Origin of the sequence: Streptococcus sp. E29BA (genome assembly GCF_041807805.1) — a bacterium.
Lineage (GTDB): Bacteria > Bacillota > Bacilli > Lactobacillales > Streptococcaceae > Streptococcus > Streptococcus entericus.
This window is the reverse complement of the sequence record NZ_JBGTZA010000034.1, coordinates 1-18,866: the sequence shown is the minus strand read 5'-3', so window position 1 is coordinate 18,866 and position 18,866 is coordinate 1. Positions and strand designations below refer to the sequence as shown.

The window sequence follows — 18,866 nt, the reverse complement described above, 5'->3', positions numbered from 1 at the left end:
ACCAAACACCTATGGTTAAGCGAGTTATCGCTTAACAAAAACACTTTATAAAAAGTGTACAGAAAAGGGGTGCCTTTTCAGGTTTTACATGTTTTGTGGAATAGCTTTGTTTTAATCGTAAATTCACTATGAAAATAAAAATTTTGAGCTGACAAATGTTGTCGTACGCGGTAAATTAATAGTAAATGGTAAAGGAGGCTGAATATGTCTGAGCAATATAATGATTTGTATAATCAATTAGATAATCTTTTGAGTAACGGGTTTACTTCACAAGACCAATATGAGGTGTATCTCGAACTAAAAAGATACTATGAGACTTCAACAGGTGATTTGGATTTTTCGATTCGAGAGTTAGTAGGTCAGCTGTAGGTTATCATGACGAATCGTGAGTATTTCTTTCCAAACTTGGATGAGGCTGTGAGGATAGAGTATTTTGATTTGGTGCAACGACTGGAAGCATTTAGTTCATCAAAAGCAGCCTACTACCGAAGGTGTCTGCTTCAGTACTAAAAAGGTTAGCAGTGTGCTTTCCTTTTTTATTTCTTAATAGTCAAGTAAAAACAATAAAAACTTGACAAGAAATAAAAGTTTTGTCATACTTAAAGTGAGGTAAAACAAATGAAACAAATTACAAAAATTAAGGAGTACATCAAGGAACTTCCAGAAAAAGAATTGATTTTTGCCAGTGAGCTTTTCCAACGGATTGCCAGTAAGACGGCTATTTCTGAAGAAAATTTTTATAAGGTATTGGAGAGGATGGTATCAAATCAGGAACTTGCTCGAATAAGTAAAGGGGTCTATACGCGACCACAACAAACGAGATTTGGTTTGGTATTGCCTACCGAAAAGGAAATCGTTGACCAGTTTATTGAAAATGAGAAGGGGATGGTCGTGGGCTATCAGCTCTTTAACCAACTTCAATTGACGAGTCAAATTTCTAAGCAGTATCATATTTTAACCAACAACAGTCATCAAAAGTCCACCATTCAAAATATTTCTATCAAACAATCAAAACTGACCTTCACCCACTCTGTCAGAGAAACTTTGGCTATGTTGGAAGTTTTATCGGTGGTAGATAATTTGCAGGATCTTGATGAAAAGCAGTTTATTAATTACTGTGAATATTTTGCAAAAAATTCTTTTCAAGATCACGTTTTAGATTTGATTTTGAGTGAGCATCGGTATAAAAAAAGTACGCTCTATTTCTTGAAGTTGATATTGGATTCTTATCATATTCCCAATACTGTTCATCAGTATTTGTCAACCTTATCAAAATACAAAGAACCGAAGGTGGCTTACTATGAAGTTGCATAAGGATAAAGAGGCATTTGAAACTTTGTCTCAAGTCGTTAGTAAGTGGCGTCATATCCCATTAGATGCCGTGAAACGAGATTACCTAATTGTTTTGATACTACAGCAATTGTCCCAGAGTGAATTTATGGAGAGTTGTGTCTTCAAAGGTGGGACCTCGCTGAGTAAATGTTATCCTGGAACGATTGAACGTTTCTCAGAGGATATTGATTTAACATTTTTGAATACTGAGCTTAGCGAGAAACAAAAAGATAGGGCTCTTAAGAAAATCGAGGAAGTGCTGTGGTCTGGCTTGTCTATTCAAAAGTTACCTGATGAAAGGAGTAAGGTGGCTAAAAGTTCTCTCGTCTGGTTAGATGACATTGGGTCAGATTATCGGATTAAACTAGAAATAGGGAGCACTATTAGACCAGAACCAAGTCAAAAGATGACACTCCAAACCTATATCCAAGATTATTTAGAAGAAAATGGTATGTTTGATGTCATCGAAGAATTTGAACTTGAACTCATTGAAGTCAATGTTTTGGATATTACACGAACATTTTTAGATAAGGTTTTGGCTGTTAAACGACACGCTTTCAATCAAGACTTATTGAGGAAGGTGCGGCATATTTATGATGTGGTGAAACTTTTTGAGCATCCAGAAGTTCAGAACTTTTTATCAGATGAGGCAGCGTTTAAGGAATTGCTTCATCTTACTAAGAGGACAGATCAGTTCTATATTGGAAAGCGAAAAAATCATATTGAGGATTATAATCCTGATACACCATTTGCTTTTGAGAATTGGAAGTCTTTGTTTATTGCGCCTGATATTCGAAAAAATTATGAAAGCTTACATGAGGAATTACTTTATACAGAAGTTCCACAGAAATTTGATAAAGCCATTGGAGTATTTGAACAGATTGATGGTATTTTACAAAAAGTTGAAAATGATTAGCAAGTTGCTAGTCATTTTTATTTTGGGGTTTGGGGCGAAGCCACCATGTTTTCTTATCGTCGGCTGACAAACCTGTAAGGTTTGGGGTCAGCTGGCGATTAGATTTTGGGTTATTGTGGACACAATAACTGAGCTCGCCAAAAGCCGAAAAGCGAAGCGATGAGGCTTTTAGGAAGACCCCCGTATCTGATACGGTATCGGGTTAGACCCGATAGAGGCAACTAGAGAAGGAGTATAACGAGATGACAGACCACTATCGCATTATCCGTAAGGAAATCAATCTGACACCAGAGGAGCTGCGGCAGATTCAGGAGCTGATGAGGCAAGAACACGCAGAGCAATTCTCCCCCTTTGTCCGTCAAAAGCTAATGGATTTAGTTGAAGGGAGGCAGTCGGTAGCTGACTGGTTTACCCTCTGGCAGTCCCAGAAGATTGAACAAATCAGCCGAGACATCTTACAGGTGACTATCATGGCCGAACAGACCCAGCGGGTCACGGCAGAGCACTTGCGAATTATCCTAACCTGTGTGCAAGAGCTGATGGCTGAAGTCGAGAAGGCTATCCCACTCAGTCCAGATTTTCGTGACAAGTACATGGGAGGTTAGATATGGAAAATCGTTACCGCACTAACCTCAAAAAAGTCTTTCTAACGGACCAGGAGTTAGCAACTCTGAATAATCGTATTGGACAGAGTGGCTGTAAAAATTTCTCTGCTTATGCTAGAAAGGTGCTGCTCAATCCCAATATGACCTTTCTGACCATTGATACCAGTAACTATGACGACCTGGTCTTTGAACTGAAGCGTATCGGAAATAATCTCAATCAAATTGCACGGACTGTCAACCAAACTCATCTTCTAACGTCAAGCGACTGTGAGTTCTTGGTACAGGGCATTGGTCAACTCATCAAGGAAGTGGAGAAGGACTTTAACATCAAGTGCCAGCAGCTGAAGGAGTTTTATGGTTGTCACTAAGCACTTTGCGGTGCATAGCACCAAGTACCGCAAGAGTCTCATCAAGTACATCCTCAATCCAGAAAAGACGAAGCAGCTGAAGCTGGTCTCTGATTTTGGCATGAGCAATTACCTGGACTTTCCCAGCTATGAGGAATTGGTGGAGATGTATCAGGCTAACTTGACCAACAATGATCGGCTCTATGATTCAAGAAACGACCGTCAGCAACTCAAGCAAACGAAAATCCATGCCCACCACCTGATTCAATCCTTTTCCCCTGATGACAAGCTCACACCTGAAGAGATTAACCGTATTGGCTATGAGACCATTAAAGAATTAACAGGTGGGAGTTTTCGTTTTATTGTTGCGACCCACGTTGATAAGGACCATATCCATAACCATATCTTGATTAACGCCGTGGATAAGCAGTCAGACAAAAAACTCAAATGGGACTATGCCCAGGAGAGAAACCTTCGTCTGATTTCAGATCGCATTGCCAAAGAAGCTGGAGCAAAAATCATCACCCCTAATCGTTATTCGCACGAACAGTTTGAAACCTACCGCAAGACCAATCACAAGTTCGAACTCAAGCAGCGACTCTATTTTCTCCTGGAGAACAGCAAGAGCTTTGAGGACTTTGTGTCCAAGGCTCCTGCTCTAAACTTGACGATAGATTTCTCTCGCAAACACGCACGCTTTCTGATGACTGACCGAGACATGAAGCAGGTCATTCGCGGTCATCAGCTGGATAAGCGACAGCCCTACACCGAGGATTATTTTCGGGAGCAGTTTGCGAAACGAGGTATTGAAGAGCGACTGGAGTTTCTTTTACCCAAGGCTAGGAGCCTGGAGCATTTGGTTAAAATGGCAGAGCAGCTGAACCTGATCAGTTCTCCCAAACAGAAACACGTTGTCTTTACTTTATCAGAGAATGGCAGGAGCATAGCCATAAAAAATGAGAAGCTGAGTGCCAAGTGTCTTTACGATGTCCAGTTTTTTGAAGAGTATTTTGATAACAGAGACATCATACCAGACCCTGACTTGGCTAACCTACCCTCAGATTTTAAGAATTATCAAGAAGAGCAGGACCAGGACAAACTTCCTAGTGAGGAACTCTTGACAGCCTATAAGGATTTCAAGGAGAAGCGAGATAAGATTCACGAGTTTGAAGTTGTCCTAGCAGACCACCAGATTGACAAGCTGGTCAAGGACGGCATCTTTATCAGGATGACTTATGGCGTCAAAAAAGACGGCTTGGTCTTTATTCCAAACCGTAACTTAGATATTCATGAGAGCGAACAGGGCAAGTCCTACCATGTCTTTATCCGAGAGACTGCTCAATTTTTCATCTACAATAAAGCGAACTCTGATTTCAACCGCTATATGCGAGGACGTGAAATAATCCGTCAGCTAACTCACGACAGCAAGCATATACCTAAACGCAGACGACCAACCACGACCAGCCTCAAAGAGAAAATAGCAGAGCTTAATCTTTTGATTGACCTGGATACTGACAATAAATCCTATCAAGAGATTAAGAACGAAATGATTCAGGATATTGCTCAACTGGAGTTTATGATTACGGATTATCAGGATAAACTTGCTTACCTTAACAAGGTGGCGGAAGTGTTACTAAATCTTAATAACGCAGACCCAGAAAACCGAAGGCTAGCCCGGTATGATTATGCCAAGATAAATCTGACGGGGGTCACTACACTTGAAGATGTGGCTCATGAGATAAAACATTGCCAAGAAGAGCTAGGTAAATTGATAGATGATTATGAATATGAAGTGAGACGTGTGGAGAAGTTTATGAAGAGCATTGACAGAATGAAACGTAGTCAGAAAAAAACATTTTAGTACAAAATGATTATTTAGATATCCTATAAATAAAATAACTAATTTAGTACTGTTACAAAAAATTTACCAAATACTTTAAAATCCTTTACATGAAGTTGATAGAAACAATTTGCTAAAAGTATTATTATTTCAAGGGAGGGTTCAACAATTATGTAGGTACGTGCAGGAATGAATATATTGAACCTTTGTATTTTTTAGAAACATTATTAAGAAAAAATTTTTTATAAAAAACTTGACACGTTCCAAAAAATCGCTTACAATAATCTTGTAAACAAATAAAGGAGGAAGTCAGATGAATCTTTTACAGAAATATCGAGAAGAAAGGGGGGTGCTAATTGCGGTTCACCGTGGAACAAATGGCGGTAACGTTATCCAAAATACGACCAAGGCTTACCTGAATGCTATTCGACATAAAGGTGATATGGTTGAAGTTGACGTTGTCCGTTCTATTGATGGTGAATTCTTCGCTTTCCATGATGGTCAAGAAAAACTGGTCTTTGATATGAATATTGATCTCCGTCTCTTGCCTTCAGAACAAATTAAAGGTCTACCTTGCTTCAACTCGCTTGCTGAGCCAGTTGACCAAAGGTTAGAGACGATTGAGGAAGTTCTTACCAATCTTGAAGGTAAGAGCCTAATCAACATTGATCGTAGTTGGTTCTATTGGGACACGTTCCTTGATAAACTTAAAACCTATAAGTCATTAGATCAAGTCTTGCTTAAAGCACCAGCAAAAAGAGAGTTGCTGGAGCAATTGCGAAATTCTGGGCTAGATGTTATGTTTATGCCAATCGTCAAAACGGTTGAAGAACTAGAGTTGGTTCTAAACTTTGGAGGTATCAACTTAGTTGCAGTCGAATTGATTTTTGAAGATTTAGACTCAGAATTAGTTAGTCCTGCCACTATGCAACGACTTCGTAATAAAGGCATTCTCACTTGGGTAAATGCTCTACGTCTAAACGACACCATCGTACTGGCTGCAAGAATTGATGATGAAGTAGCTCTGTTTGATAATGGGTATTCTTGGATCAAATTAGTTGAACTTGGTTTTGATATTATTCAAACAGATTGGCCATATTTATTGTATTCTTGCTTAATTGAAAATAACTACAAAAAAATTATTAAATAGGAGAAATTCTCATGAAACACTTTAAAAAACTTTGCATGTTAGCTAGTGCGGCAATCTTGTTGACTGCTTGTGGTACATCTAAATCAGCTGAGCCAGCTAAGGGAAGTGCTCCAGCTGAAATTGACTACTCCCAAGAGATTGTCATCTATTCTAACTCAACAACTGATGGCCGTGGTGATTGGCTTAAAGAAAAAGCTGCTGAAAAAGGCTTTAAAATTTCTTACGTTGACATCTCAGGTGGTGAATTGGCTGACCGCTTGATTGCAGAGAAAAACAATGCGATTGCTGATATGGTATTTGGTTTGAACAACTTGGAGTTCAACCGTATCAAAGATGAAAAACTTCTTGTTAAATACAGTCCAGAGTGGGCAAATGAAGTAGATGCTACACTTGGTGATGCTGACGGCTACTATCACCCAATTGTTGTTCAACCATTGGTACTGATTGGTAATGCAAAAGCTGATATGCCAAGTGACTGGACAGATTTGACAAAAGATGCTTATAAAGGTGCATACGGTATCTCTGGCTTGAACACAGGTACTTCTAAAAATATCTTTGCAAGTATCGTTAGCCGCTATGCTGACGAAAAAGGTGATTTGGGTATCTCTGACGAAGGTTGGGAAGTAGCTAAGAAATACATTCAAAACGCACATACTTACGCACAGGGTGAAGATTATATCTCTGCTCTTATCGATGATAGCACCCCATTGAACTACAGCATGATGTGGGGTTCAGGCGTTCTTCAAAACGAAGCTGAACGTGGCTATAAATTCCAAGTTATGAGCCCTAAAGTAGGTGTTCCTTACGTCACTGAGCAAGTTGGTATTTTGTCAACTAGCAAGAAAGAAGCACTTGTTAAAGAGTTTATCAACTGGTTTGGTAGTGCAGAAGTTCAAAAAGCATGGAGTGATGAGTTTGGTTCAATCCCTGCTAACAAGACAGCCCTTGAAGGTGCTAAATCTGAAATTAAAGACTTTGCAAGCAGCGTTAAACCTCAAGAATTGGATTGGGAGTTCATCGGTGAGAACATTAACTCATGGGTTGAAAAAGCTGAGCTTGAATTCGTAGAATAGTAACATTTAGAAGTGAGGAGAGGTGTATATGATTACCTTTAACGATATACAAATCAAATATGCAGATTTTATTGCGATTGACAATTTGAATTTAGAAATCAAGGAAGGGGAGTTCTTTACATTTCTCGGACCAAGTGGTTGTGGTAAATCAACAACCTTGCGTACCTTAGTGGGGTTCATCAACCCCTCTAAGGGTACCATTCATGTTAATGGTAAGGACATCACGAATTTAGATCCAGAAAAACGTGAGATTGGTATTGTTTTCCAAAGTTATGCCTTGTTCCCTACAATGACAGTTTATGATAATATTGCATTTGGTCTGAAAGTTAAGAAGATTTCTCCTGAAATCATTAAAGCCAAGGTTCATGAGGTTGCTAAAAAAATCAAGATTTCTGATGAGCAACTGAAGCGTAATATTTCAGAGCTCTCCGGTGGACAGCAACAACGTGTTGCTTTAGCAAGGGCTCTGGTCTTAGAACCTAAGATTTTATGTTTGGACGAACCCCTGTCAAACTTGGACGCCAAATTGCGTGTTGATCTGCGTTTAGAGTTGAAGCGACTTCAAAAAGAGTTGGGCATCACAACGCTCTATGTCACTCACGACCAAGAAGAAGCCTTGACCTTATCTGATCGTATTGCGGTCTTTAACAATGGTTTCATTGAACAAGTTGGTACACCATATGAAATTTACAATCAGTCTAAGACAGAATTTGTATGTGATTTCATTGGTGATATCAACCATCTGTCAGAGCAAACCTTGGCTCTACTTGCTAATGGATTGCCAATTTTTGAACCAACAAGTGGCTATGTCCGCTTAGAGCGTGTTAAATTGGAAAGACAATCAGAAAGTGATTTGTCTATCCAAGGGAAGATTATTGATCTGGAATTCAATGGTGTCTTCATTAAATACACTGTTGTATTGGATAATGGACAGCAAGTTAATATCATTGAAAAGAATGATGGGCATTCAAGCCATGTTATCGATGATGTCGTGACTCTATTTATCAATCCGAAAGACATTATGCAATACGGAGGTAAGTAGTATGCTCAAAGATATTAAATGGAAAGACTGGTTACTACGGATAGGTGTTCTGTGGTTACTGGTAGCATTCATCATTTATCCAAATATCGGACTTCTGACAAATGTCTTTTTCAAAGATGGTGAGTTTTCTTTACGAGCCTTAGATAAGATTATGAGTTCAGAGCGTGCTCTTAATAGTATTGCTAACAGTTTTAAATTAGCCATTTCTATGGTAGTAACTGTTAACCTGGTTGGTACTCTCGTCGTTCTCTTGACAGAGTATTGGGATATCAAGGGAGCCAAAGTTCTCAAGCTTGGGTATATGTCTTCTTTGATTTACGGGGGTATCGTTCTCGCTACTGGCTATAAATTTGTTTATGGCAGTAATGGACTGATTACCAAGTTGTTGCTGTCTGTATTTCCTAGTATGAATCCAGATTGGTTTCATGGTTTCGGAGCAGTTTTGTTTATTATGACTTTCGCTTGTACTTCAAACCATATCATGTTCTTGACGAATGCTGTTCGTAGTGTTGACTACCACACTATTGAGGCTTCTCGAAACATGGGTGCGAAACCAATGACCGTATTCTTCAAAGTGGTGTTGCCGACATTCAAGCCGACTTTGTTTGCCTTAACCATTTTGACATTCTTAACTGGTTTGTCAGCAGTTTCTGCCCCACTTATCGTAGGTGGTAAAGAGTTTCAAACGATTAACCCCTTGATCATCAGTTTTGCAAAATCAAATGGTTCACGTGACCTTGCAGCCTTCCTGGCCATTATGTTGGGTTTGGCAACAATCTTATTGTTAACCTTGCTTAACAAGGTAGAAAAAGGCGGTAACTATGTCTCTGTGTCAAAAACAAAAGCTGGTCTGAAAAAACAAGTTATCACATCTCCAGTTTGGAATGCCATTGCTCACATTGTTGCCTACGTGCTATTTGTGATCTATATGCTACCAATTACCCTGGTTGTCCTATATTCCTTCACGGATGCATTGACCATTAAAACTGGTAACTTGAGCTTATCTAGCTTCACTTTGGCAAACTATCAAGAGCTGTTCTCTAACGCGGAGTTCTTTAAACCTTATCTTGTAAGTTTGCTTTATGCGGCATTAGCAGCCTTTGTAGCTACTGTAATTGCAATTGTTATTTCAAGAATTGTTCATAAGAACACTTATAAATTCGATAAATTCTTTGAGTATGGTGCTTTAATCCCTTGGATTTTACCAAGTACACTGATTGCACTTGGCTTGATGTTTACCTTTAATGAGCCTCGTTTGATTGTATTTAACCAGGTTCTGATTGGTACCTTAGGGATGATGCTTATTGCTTACATTATCCAAAAACTTCCGTTTTCCTATCGGATGATTCGAGCAGTATTCTTTAGTATTGATAGTGATATGGAAGAAGCCGCTCGTAGTATGGGAGCATCTAGCTTCTACACTATGGTAAAGGTCATCATTCCGTTTATTATGCCAGTTGTGCTCTCTGTTATGGTACTAAACTTTAACTCACTATTATCGGATTATGATTTATCGGTATTCCTCTACCATCCTCTCTTTAGACCACTTGGTGTTGTCATTAAATCTGCAACTGACGAGACAGCTACCGTCAACGCTATCGCAATGATGTTTGTTTATTCAGTTATCTTGATGATTATGTCAGCCTCTGCCCTTTATCTTAGCCATCGTTTCAGAACTCAAAAAGGAACGAAACGTTAATGGGTGAGTTGGGAGATTTGACTCTACCTACGATTTTAATTAGGGTGACTTTATCAGTCGTTCTAGGTGGAATCATAGGATTTGAACGAGGAGTTAAAAACCAGGCGGCCGGAATTCGTACCTACATTCTTGTTTGTTTAGCTTCAGCTATGGTGATGATGACGAATCAATACATTGTTCTTAAACATGGCTCAGGCGATCCTACACGAATGGGTGCACAAGTTATTAGTGGCTTAGGATTTCTAGGTGCTGGAACAATATTAGTAACAGACAACCAAAAAATTCGAGGTCTAACAACAGCAGCAGGCCTTTGGGCTTCTGCTGTTGTTGGACTAGCTACTGGTATTGGCTTCTACTCAGGTGCCCTCATTTCAACTGTTGCTTTAATAGGTATCATGACCCTATTTGCCCCCCTAAAAGATTACTTAAATAGTAGATCTAAAATTGCAGATTTCCATATTATTTTTAACTCGTTAGAGGGCTTTAATCGTCTCCTTATCTTTTTAAGCACCTCTGATATTAAGATTCTGGATATGCAAAATGGGCTTAGTCATAGTGACAAGAAGAAAGGGATATACCAAGAAGAAGCCAGTCAAGTTTCCTGCTATCTGTCCCTAAAACTTAATGAATCGTTTGATCATTTAAAATTGATGGAAGATTTATCTAGGATACCAGGTGTAATTTATTTAGAGGAATTGAAATAAGGTGTTGTCTAGACAGCACCTTATTTTATAAAGTGACTACGAAAATTCAGTGTATTTTGGTAGAATGGTAAGTGAAATAATATTGCTGTAAAGTGAAAAAAGAGGTGTGGAATGAATTTAGTCTTTGATTTTGGAAATGTGATTATTGAGTGGGACAAGGAAGTATTTTTGAAGACTTTATTACCTGATGATGAATCACGTTGTCGAGTAGATACTGCTATTTTTGGTTCAGGGTTATGGGAAGAGATGGATGCCGGACTGTATACTGTTGAAGAAGTTGAAAATAAAGTTAATGAGGAATTATCACATGAATTTGAGGAAGAAGTTCATCAAATCATGTGGTATTGGTATCGTTATGTCAGATTCTATGATGATGTTGTTAAAAAAATGGCTTCATTAAAGCAACATGGACATCAGCTATACATTCTTTCCAATACTTCTCAATTATTTTATCCGTGTATGGAAGAACGAGCACCAGAACTCGCATCAATTTTGGATGGTAAAATTTTATCTTATGAGGTTAAGCAATCCAAGCCAGCACCTGAGATTTATCGAACGTTATTGACTACATTTGGTCTTGAACCCAGTCACACTTATTTCTTTGATGACTTAGAGAAGAACCTTGAGGCTGCCCGAGATCAAGGAATAAATACTTATCAGGTAACAGATATATCATTATTTTTAGAGTATTTGGATGGTTTTTTAAATTAAGAGGCTAAGTTATGGTTACTATTAAAGATATCGCTCGTGAGGCTGGAGTGTCACATGGTACAGCATCAAATGTCTTAAATAAACGAGGAAATGTTCGAGCTTCAAAAATTAAGTTGGTAGAAGAGGCGGCAAAGCGTCTGGGGTACCAATTAAATTCACAAGCTCAGGTCTTGAGAAAAGGATTGTCAAAAAAAGTCTGTGTTTTTATTCCGTATTTTGGTCGTTTTCATTACACAGACCTCATTGATTTTCTAGTGACCTTTGATAGTGATGATTATGATATTGAATTAGTTTATTTCAAAAATCAGATTGATTTAGATGAACGGATTTTAAAGATTAGTTCACTTTTACCCCTTGCTGTGGTTTGTGTTGGGCTTGAGCCGACACGTGTGACAGACTTGGAGAAACAAGGAACTAAACTCCTTCTCGTTGATACCGAGAACTATGCTGGCATTAACTTTGATAGTGACCGTATCCAAGCACTTGTGTTAAATTTTTTAGAAGCTCGTTCCAATGGGATTGTTACACTCATCAGTCCCTATGCAGGTTTTTCTCTCTTTGAGAAACTGCATCGAACGTTGCTTAAGTCAGATTTCAGAGTACGATTGTTGACAGATTCTGACAATAACAATTTTGTGATGACGTACTCAAAATTGTCTCATTTAACGGCTAATGACACCTTAGTTGTCTCTGATAGGAAGGTTGCTAAGGAACTAAACGATTTATTTGATTGGTTTGGGAAAACAAATAGGCCTCATATTTTAGTTTTAGGTTGCCGTGATATCATCGGGCAGCATAATACCTCTTATTTGAAATTAGATTATAAATTAGTTGCGAAGCGGGTACTAACTGCTCTGGAGACTAATGATTATTCTCTTATTGAGCTTAAAGGTATTGAGAGTAATAATGAGGAAATTTGTCATAAAGTTGCTTTAACCCTAACTCTTGCAATCGTTGAATCACCCATGTCAAATGCCATTAAGGTACTTGTGGAAAAATACAAGACCCTGACAGGCATTACTATTCAGATTGAAGAATTCACCTATCAAGAATTGCTTGCCAACTTATCAAATCGAGAATTTTTGAATCGAGTTGATTTAATCCGTGTAGACATGGCCTGGTTACCAAATTTTGCCGAAACAATTTTTCGGGAGGTGACAAATCAGGAGATCGCACAGTTAATCAACAGTAAGTTGATGTCTGATATTGCCTTAGAGTATAGCTATCAGTCCGATAGGCAATACACTTTCCCATTCGATATCTCCAGCCAAGTCTTAGTTTATCGGAAAGATCTATTTGATAATACGTTGCTCCAGCGGCAGTTTTACGAGAAGTTCAAAAAACAATTGGATGTGCCAAAAACTTTTGAAGAGTTTGATCGCGTGTCGTCTTTCTTTAGTAAGTCTTTCAACAAAGATTCGCAGACTGATTTCGGCCATACACTAGCATTTAAGACCCCTATCGTTGCAACATGTGACTTTATGCCAAGATATAGAGAAAAGTTATTAAAGAATAATATGGACTTATCTGTTATCAATGAGGCATTTAAAGACTACAAAAATAGCGTGACATTTACTAACGGTAAACTAGATTTATGGTGGGAAGATCATGTTAGACATTTACGTCTAGGTCATACCGCAATGGAAATCGTCTTTTCAAACTATATCTCACCACTGTTCTCAGGATCAGAAAAACATGATGTTACCTACCAATTTGATATTGCCAGTGTTCCAGGTAAACAAGCGATGACCGGAGGTGGTTCTATTGGCATTAGTAGATTCTCCGCTCAGGTCACTCACTGCTTAAACTTTTTAAATTGGCTGTATTCTCCAGAGGTTTCTCGTCTATTGGCCTACCTTGGGGGTGTACTTCCTGTAGAAACAGTTATTGGGGACACTAATCTTGGGCAAATGTATCCATGGTTTGAGAATTTTAAGGAGACCTTCAGTCAGGGTAGTAGAAGTAACTGGCATGATTTTGTTACTGATTTAGATTTTGAAAATATATTAGGACAAGAGTTAATTGAGAGATTTTCTGAATGAAATAGTGGCAGTTAGTCTAGTGGCTAATTGCTTCTTTTTTCCAAAAAATTTCACTTTATAAAGTGAAAATCCTTTCATTGAAACCGCATATCATTCCCTTTATAATTAACTTATAAAAACAAAGTTTTTATTTAATTAAAATAAAGCAGGAGGATAATATGTCAGACGGTATTGCATTACTACTAATGTCTCATGGTAATTTTGCGAAGGCTGCAATTGATAGTGCAGAGTTGATTGTAGGTAAGCAGACCAACTTTGAGACATTAGAAGTATATACAGTTGACGATGTCGAGGTTCTAAAAGAAGAGATGCTTCAAAAGATTTCCTCGTTGGATACAACTAAAGGACTGGTTGTTCTTACGGATATTATCGGAGGAACTCCAATAAATTTAGCATCACAACTTTTATCTCAGGAAAAAGTAGTAGTTGTCTCAGGGTTGAATCTACCCATGCTTTTAGAAGTTCTGATGAATCGTGGACAACAAATTGAATCATTAGCTGCTGTATTAAAGACAGCTTATGACCAAGGATTTAGTGTCAGGACTAAACAAGATTTAATTGAAGAAGGAGAAGAAGATGACTATAGTCTTTAGTAGGATAGATGATCGTTTAATTCACGGTCAAGTAGTTACGACCTGGGTTAATATGCATAAGATTGAGCAAATTATTGTTTTGAATGATAAAGTTGCTGGCGACAAAACTCAAAAAAGTATTTTGACTATGGCAGCTCCACAAGGAATTTCTGTAAAAGCATTTCCTGTTGAAAAATTTGGTGAAATTATCAAAACAAACAAAATTACTAGACGAACAATGCTACTATTTACGACTAGTGAAGATGTATTAAGAGCTTACGAAGCTGGTGTTCCAATTCCTTCTCTTAATGTGGGTGGAATGAGGTTCCAAGAAGGTAGGGAGAAGCTAACTAAGTCAGTTGCTGTTACACCTTCCGAGAAGGAAGCATTCAAGAAATTATTGGAAAACTCAGTGGAAGTAACAATTCAGATGGTTCCAAACGACGAAAAAATTAGATTAGAGGAGGTCATTTTATGATTCAGGCATTACTAATTGCAGCGTGGGCTGGTCTATGTGCAATTGATGATATTGGTACTCAAATGTTGAGACGTCCCTTGCTGATTGCTCCCGTTATCGGCTTGATAATGGGAGATGTACAAACATCATTACTCATTGGTGCTTCACTAGAAGTTATGTGGATGGGTATCGGTAACGTTGGAGCTTATTCAGCACCTGACATCATTTCAGGTACTGCAATCGGGACGGCATTAGGTCTTGCATCAGGTGGTGTTGCGACTGCTGTAGTAGTTGCGGTTCCAGCTTCTCTATTAGCTCAACAATTACTCGTACTATATCGTTCAAGTATTGTTTATTTGAATCCAATCGCTGAAAAAATCGCAGAGACTGGTGACTTTAGTAAAGTTTATCGTATTAACTATATTCCAATGGTAATTGCCTTCCTTATTCGTGCAGTTCCAACTTTCATTGCTGTATATCTCGGTGCTGGTATAGTAGACCAAGTTGTTGCTGCACTTCCAAAAGAAATTATGTCAGGTCTTTCAGTAGCAGGTAAGATTATTTCTGCTGTGGGTATTGGTCTCTTGATGCTGATGATGTTGAAAAAAGCTGAGCTTTGGACATTCCTAATCGCTGGTTTTGCTCTAGCAGTTTATCTGCAGCTTTCAGTTTTACCAATCACTCTAATCGCTTTACCGATTGCTTTGATTTACGACTTGGCAACTCAAAAAGCTCAAGTTAAAGAAGTTGTCGGACAAATTGATAATGATGAGGAGGACTATGATCTATGAGTAACAAAATTACAAAGCAAGATTTAAACAAAGTATTTTGGAGAATGCAATTACTAAACGTAACTAATAACTTCCAATCAATGCAAGCTATTGGTTTCTTGTCAAGTTTCACACCCATTCTTGAGCGTTTGTACAAGGATAAGCCAAAAGAGTTGCGTGTGAAAGCTATGAAGCGCCATCTTGAATTCTTTAACAGTCATGTTAACTCAGATGCCTTGATTCTTGGAATTGCAGCTGCCGTGGAAGAAACGACAACTGAAGATCAGAAGGATACTGTAACTGGTATCAAAACTGGCCTAATGGGACCACTCGCAGGTATTGGTGATAGTGTATTGAAATTCACTTGGTTACCAATTTGCGGAAGTATTGGTGCAGCCCTAGCATTAAGTGGTAGTGTCCTCGGTCCGATTGTAATGTTCTTACTCTATAACTTTGTAAACATTGCGTCTAAATATTATGGTATCCACTTAGGTCACGCTAAAGGTGTAGAATTGATTGAAGGAGTAGGTGGCAATATCCTGCAACGTCTATCAAATATTGCGAATATTGTCGGTCTTATGGTTATTGGAGGACTTATTGCTTCTGTCGTTAAAGTAAATGTTATCTCTGAAATTAAGGCTGGTGACAACGTTATCCTCTTCCAAGAAATGTTTGACAAAGTTATGCCTGGGCTGTTTAGCATTCTGTTAACTTTTGTTATCTATAAAATTTTGAAGAAAACAAATGGCAAACATGCTCCACTATTGATCTTTGGAATTATGGTTATTTCTATCCTCTTGACTTATTTGAAAGTGTTAGGTTAGATTATGGCTAAAGAGTTTGAAGTGAAACAGTTTCAGAAGAATATCTACACTTTTATTAGAGAAAGTGATTCTGAAAATGGAGAAGTCGAAGTATTTCTGTTAAGTAGCTCAGACGGTGAGCCAATTAAGTTTCTAAAGAAAACTGATGATAATAAATTTGAAATTCTGCTAGAGTTAGATAGAAGACCGTATTTCCTGATTAAATCCAAGTCAGGCGAGTACAAAGTTGCTGAAAGAACTTTACCAGTGTCTGGAATGAATAATTTTAGAGATATGGGTGGTTACAAAGCTAATAACGGTAAGAGAGTAAAATGGGGGGGGGGGTTATATCGTTCTGATTATATTCACAATGCAACAGAAGATGGTTTAGAATATCTAAGACAGTTGAACTTAAAGACAATTGTTGATTATAGGAGTGATAATGAGGTGTCAAAGTACCCCAATCCTATAATTCATACAGGTGTCACGAGCTTTTAACTAGATCCATCTGCTCATGTTGCAGAGCTCGCAGCTCAATTTCAGTCTTCTAAAGAGGATGAGGACATTAACCTTATCAATAAAATAATTGAGCAACAAAAATCAGGACAATTAGTTGATCACTCAGAAGTTGTCTATTCACAATATAGAACATTTGCAGAAGGTAAAGAATCTAAAGCAGCATTTTCTAAAATGCTAACGGTTCTTGCAAATCCAAATTCACCAGCTAGTGTTCAGCATTGTAGAGGAGGCAAAGATCGTACTGGTTACGGAGCTATGCTACTCTTAGGAATTCTCGGTGTCAGTAAGGAGGATTTAATTCAAGATTATCTAATTACTGGAAAAAATCGTGAGGAACGAAATAGAGTAAAAATGGAAGGGTATAGAAAACTAACAACAGATGAAAAAGTGTTAGACCATCTCTATTCTTTTATTGATACAAAGTCAGATTTTATTGAAGCCTCTATCAATTCCATTTTTGATGGTTATGGTTCAATTGAGCAATATGCTATCTCAGAGTTAGATATTGATAAGGAAATTATCGATAGACTTAGAGAAATGTATTTAGAGTAAAATATAGGAGGATAATATCGTGGGTAAGGAAGTATTGGAGAGACTAAAAATCTTAGATAGCAAACCTAGACTTAAGGCGTTATTTATCCTCCTTTTTCGTTCGGAAGATTTTGTAACGAGTTCGTATATAGCTGAAAAGTTAAATGTAACATCACGAACAATAAAATCAGATATCAATGAATTAAAATCATGTATCCAGGATTTAGGAAGTATTGAATCCAAACGGTCATTTGGTTACAAATTGCATATCAATAATCCTAGTTATATAGAGCAAATCAAAGAGCTATTTCAGATATTTCCCTCTGTCAAGTTAGAAAATGAGAAAGATACATTTGTCTTACATATTCTTAGAAGGCTGGTATCATCTACAATACCGCTCAAAATTGAAGACTTTCAGAGTGAACTACTCACGACTAGTCCTTTGACAAGAGAATTACAGGAGGTGAAAAATCTCGTTTCGAAATATGGACTAACACTCCAGATGCGTCCGAAGTATGGTATCGAGATTGTTGGCCCACAATTTAAGAAAGTGATGCTGACAATAAGAATATATAGGTATTTTGATAGATACACTACTTATAAGTCAGGGGTACCTGACTATGAAAATTTGTTTGCTTGTTCCGATTTTGACAAGGAACTTATCCGAAAAACAATTTTAAGCTCAATTACTAAATCTCGGATAGTTTTTTCGGACCTTAATATTGAAAGATTTATCATCTATTTAATTTATTTCCGAAATAATTATTATCAGAAAAATCAGGATCTAGAACTACAACCAATAAATTTTTGTTATAAATCTACGGATGAACATAAATTGATTGTTGAAATTATTGAGAAATTAAATAGCCGTCTGTATGGATTTGTTTTCGAAAAAGAAATAATTCAGTTTTTAACTTACATTGCTGTTATAAGTACGGATTTATATAGATTCTCAGATTGTTCTAGTGAAAATTATAGTCAGCTTATTATACTTGCTCAAGAAACAAGAAACTTTATCCTTAGAGAGTTATCAGATTACTTCCGATTTGATTTCTTTGAAGATTACACTTGTTTTAAAGATACTTTGAAAATAATGCTTCCGATTAGCTTAAAGATACTGCTGAAAGTATCTGACAGTATTGATTTACGCTATAAGGATTTTAGTAGGAACGATGAGCAACCAATTTTAAGGTATTTCGTAGAGAAATTATCTTGAATCGGTTACACTAAACTAGACAGAATTTATAAAGTGTTCTACACTAAAGAAAACAGGAGAACTCTATGTCTAGAAAAANTGAATCGGTTACACTAAACTAGACAGAATTTATAAAGTGTTCTACACTAAAGAAAACAGGAGAACTCTATGTCTAGAAAAATCCGTCGTCAATTTAGTGATGACTTTAAGCAACAAATTGTTGAAAAGGGTTGCCTTTTCAAAACAAGTACACCTTAAATCGTTGGATTGCTGAAATGAGGGAACATAGAGAATTTAAGCAATTCATCATAAATCCCACTCATAAATTAGTTTTTATAAATCTTGATGGCTTTGAGGAGTTTTTACGATGGAAGCAACGAATAGCGGTCAAATAAAGGAAATCGTGCTATAATAGTAGATGGCTATTTATTCTACTAGAACTATTTCGGTTTTCTTTTTTATTTGAGAGGATGGAAGTATGTATGAATCGGTTACACTAAACTAGACAGAATTTATAAAGTGTTCTACACTAAAGAAAACAGGAGAACTCTATGTCTA

At 37.5% G+C, this 18,866-nt stretch carries 17 protein-coding genes and 3 pseudogenes; all 20 read left to right on the top strand.

Going from position 1 to position 18,866, the window contains the following annotated elements; genetic code table 11:
• Positions 1–204 precede the first annotated feature (204 nt).
• Positions 205–510, top strand: a pseudogene (locus tag ACERC8_RS08250) (DUF5962 family protein).
• A gap of 108 nt (positions 511–618) precedes the next feature.
• Positions 619–1,314: a DUF6088 family protein gene (locus ACERC8_RS08245; RefSeq protein WP_373659416.1), complete on the top strand. Its 696-nt coding sequence runs from the start codon at positions 619–621 to the stop codon at positions 1,312–1,314.
• Entirely contained in the window at positions 1,301–2,248 is a 948-nt protein-coding gene (locus ACERC8_RS08240) for a nucleotidyl transferase AbiEii/AbiGii toxin family protein (RefSeq protein ID WP_373659415.1), read from the top strand. Before ACERC8_RS08245 ends, ACERC8_RS08240 begins: the two co-directional genes overlap by 14 nt.
• Before the next feature lie 242 nt (positions 2,249–2,490).
• Positions 2,491–2,853: an SAG1252 family conjugative relaxosome accessory protein gene (locus tag ACERC8_RS08235; protein WP_373659414.1), complete on the top strand. Its 363-nt coding sequence runs from the start codon at positions 2,491–2,493 to the stop codon at positions 2,851–2,853.
• Positions 2,854–2,855: 2 nt separating this feature from the next.
• A complete protein-coding gene (gene mobC, locus ACERC8_RS08230) occupies positions 2,856–3,221 on the top strand; it encodes a plasmid mobilization relaxosome protein MobC (RefSeq protein WP_373659413.1) in 366 nt (121 codons plus the stop codon).
• Entirely contained in the window at positions 3,208–5,061 is a 1,854-nt protein-coding gene (locus ACERC8_RS08225) for an SAG1250 family conjugative relaxase (protein WP_373659411.1), read from the top strand. Before mobC ends, ACERC8_RS08225 begins: the two co-directional genes overlap by 14 nt.
• 292 nt (positions 5,062–5,353) lie before the next feature.
• A complete protein-coding gene (locus ACERC8_RS08220) occupies positions 5,354–6,190 on the top strand; it encodes a glycerophosphodiester phosphodiesterase family protein (RefSeq protein ID WP_373659410.1) in 837 nt (278 codons plus the stop codon).
• Positions 6,191–6,201: 11 nt separating this feature from the next.
• On the top strand, positions 6,202–7,263 hold the full coding sequence (locus tag ACERC8_RS08215) for an extracellular solute-binding protein (protein ID WP_373659409.1): 1,062 nt from the start codon (positions 6,202–6,204) through the stop codon (positions 7,261–7,263).
• A gap of 28 nt (positions 7,264–7,291) precedes the next feature.
• Positions 7,292–8,305 carry an ABC transporter ATP-binding protein gene (locus ACERC8_RS08210; protein ID WP_373659408.1) on the top strand — a complete coding sequence of 338 codons (1,014 nt, stop codon included), beginning with the start codon at positions 7,292–7,294 and terminating at the stop codon, positions 8,303–8,305.
• A 1-nt stretch (position 8,306) separates the two neighbouring features.
• On the top strand, positions 8,307–10,004 hold the full coding sequence (locus tag ACERC8_RS08205; RefSeq protein WP_373659406.1) for an ABC transporter permease: 1,698 nt from the start codon (positions 8,307–8,309) through the stop codon (positions 10,002–10,004).
• Positions 10,004–10,708: an MgtC/SapB family protein gene (locus ACERC8_RS08200; protein WP_155963011.1), complete on the top strand. Its 705-nt coding sequence runs from the start codon at positions 10,004–10,006 to the stop codon at positions 10,706–10,708. Before ACERC8_RS08205 ends, ACERC8_RS08200 begins: the two co-directional genes overlap by 1 nt.
• A 111-nt stretch (positions 10,709–10,819) precedes the next feature.
• Positions 10,820–11,419: an HAD family hydrolase gene (locus ACERC8_RS08195; RefSeq protein WP_373659405.1), complete on the top strand. Its 600-nt coding sequence runs from the start codon at positions 10,820–10,822 to the stop codon at positions 11,417–11,419.
• 11 nt (positions 11,420–11,430) lie between these two features.
• Positions 11,431–13,461 (top strand): extracellular solute-binding protein, encoded by a 2,031-nt coding sequence (locus ACERC8_RS08190; RefSeq protein WP_373659404.1) that lies wholly within the window; start codon positions 11,431–11,433, stop codon positions 13,459–13,461.
• A gap of 158 nt (positions 13,462–13,619) precedes the next feature.
• The gene (locus ACERC8_RS08185) at positions 13,620–14,054 is read left to right on the top strand and encodes a PTS sugar transporter subunit IIA (RefSeq protein WP_373659403.1); all 435 of its coding nucleotides are present in this window, start codon (positions 13,620–13,622) and stop codon (positions 14,052–14,054) included.
• Entirely contained in the window at positions 14,038–14,511 is a 474-nt protein-coding gene (locus tag ACERC8_RS08180; RefSeq protein ID WP_373659402.1) for a PTS system mannose/fructose/N-acetylgalactosamine-transporter subunit IIB, read from the top strand. The genes ACERC8_RS08185 and ACERC8_RS08180 overlap by 17 nt, the downstream gene beginning before the upstream one ends.
• Positions 14,508–15,281: a PTS mannose/fructose/sorbose/N-acetylgalactosamine transporter subunit IIC gene (locus tag ACERC8_RS08175; RefSeq protein ID WP_373659401.1), complete on the top strand. Its 774-nt coding sequence runs from the start codon at positions 14,508–14,510 to the stop codon at positions 15,279–15,281. Before ACERC8_RS08180 ends, ACERC8_RS08175 begins: the two co-directional genes overlap by 4 nt.
• Positions 15,278–16,084: a PTS system mannose/fructose/sorbose family transporter subunit IID gene (locus ACERC8_RS08170; protein ID WP_373659399.1), complete on the top strand. Its 807-nt coding sequence runs from the start codon at positions 15,278–15,280 to the stop codon at positions 16,082–16,084. The genes ACERC8_RS08175 and ACERC8_RS08170 overlap by 4 nt, the downstream gene beginning before the upstream one ends.
• A gap of 3 nt (positions 16,085–16,087) precedes the next feature.
• Positions 16,088–17,134 (top strand): annotated as a pseudogene (locus tag ACERC8_RS08165) (tyrosine-protein phosphatase).
• A 19-nt stretch (positions 17,135–17,153) separates the two neighbouring features.
• Positions 17,154–18,329, top strand: coding sequence for an HTH domain-containing protein (locus ACERC8_RS08160; protein WP_373659398.1), 1,176 nt, complete (start codon positions 17,154–17,156; stop codon positions 18,327–18,329).
• Between the two features lie 221 nt (positions 18,330–18,550).
• A pseudogene (locus ACERC8_RS08155) lies at positions 18,551–18,703 on the top strand (DNA-binding protein); the annotation flags it as partial.
• Positions 18,704–18,866 lie beyond the last annotated feature (163 nt).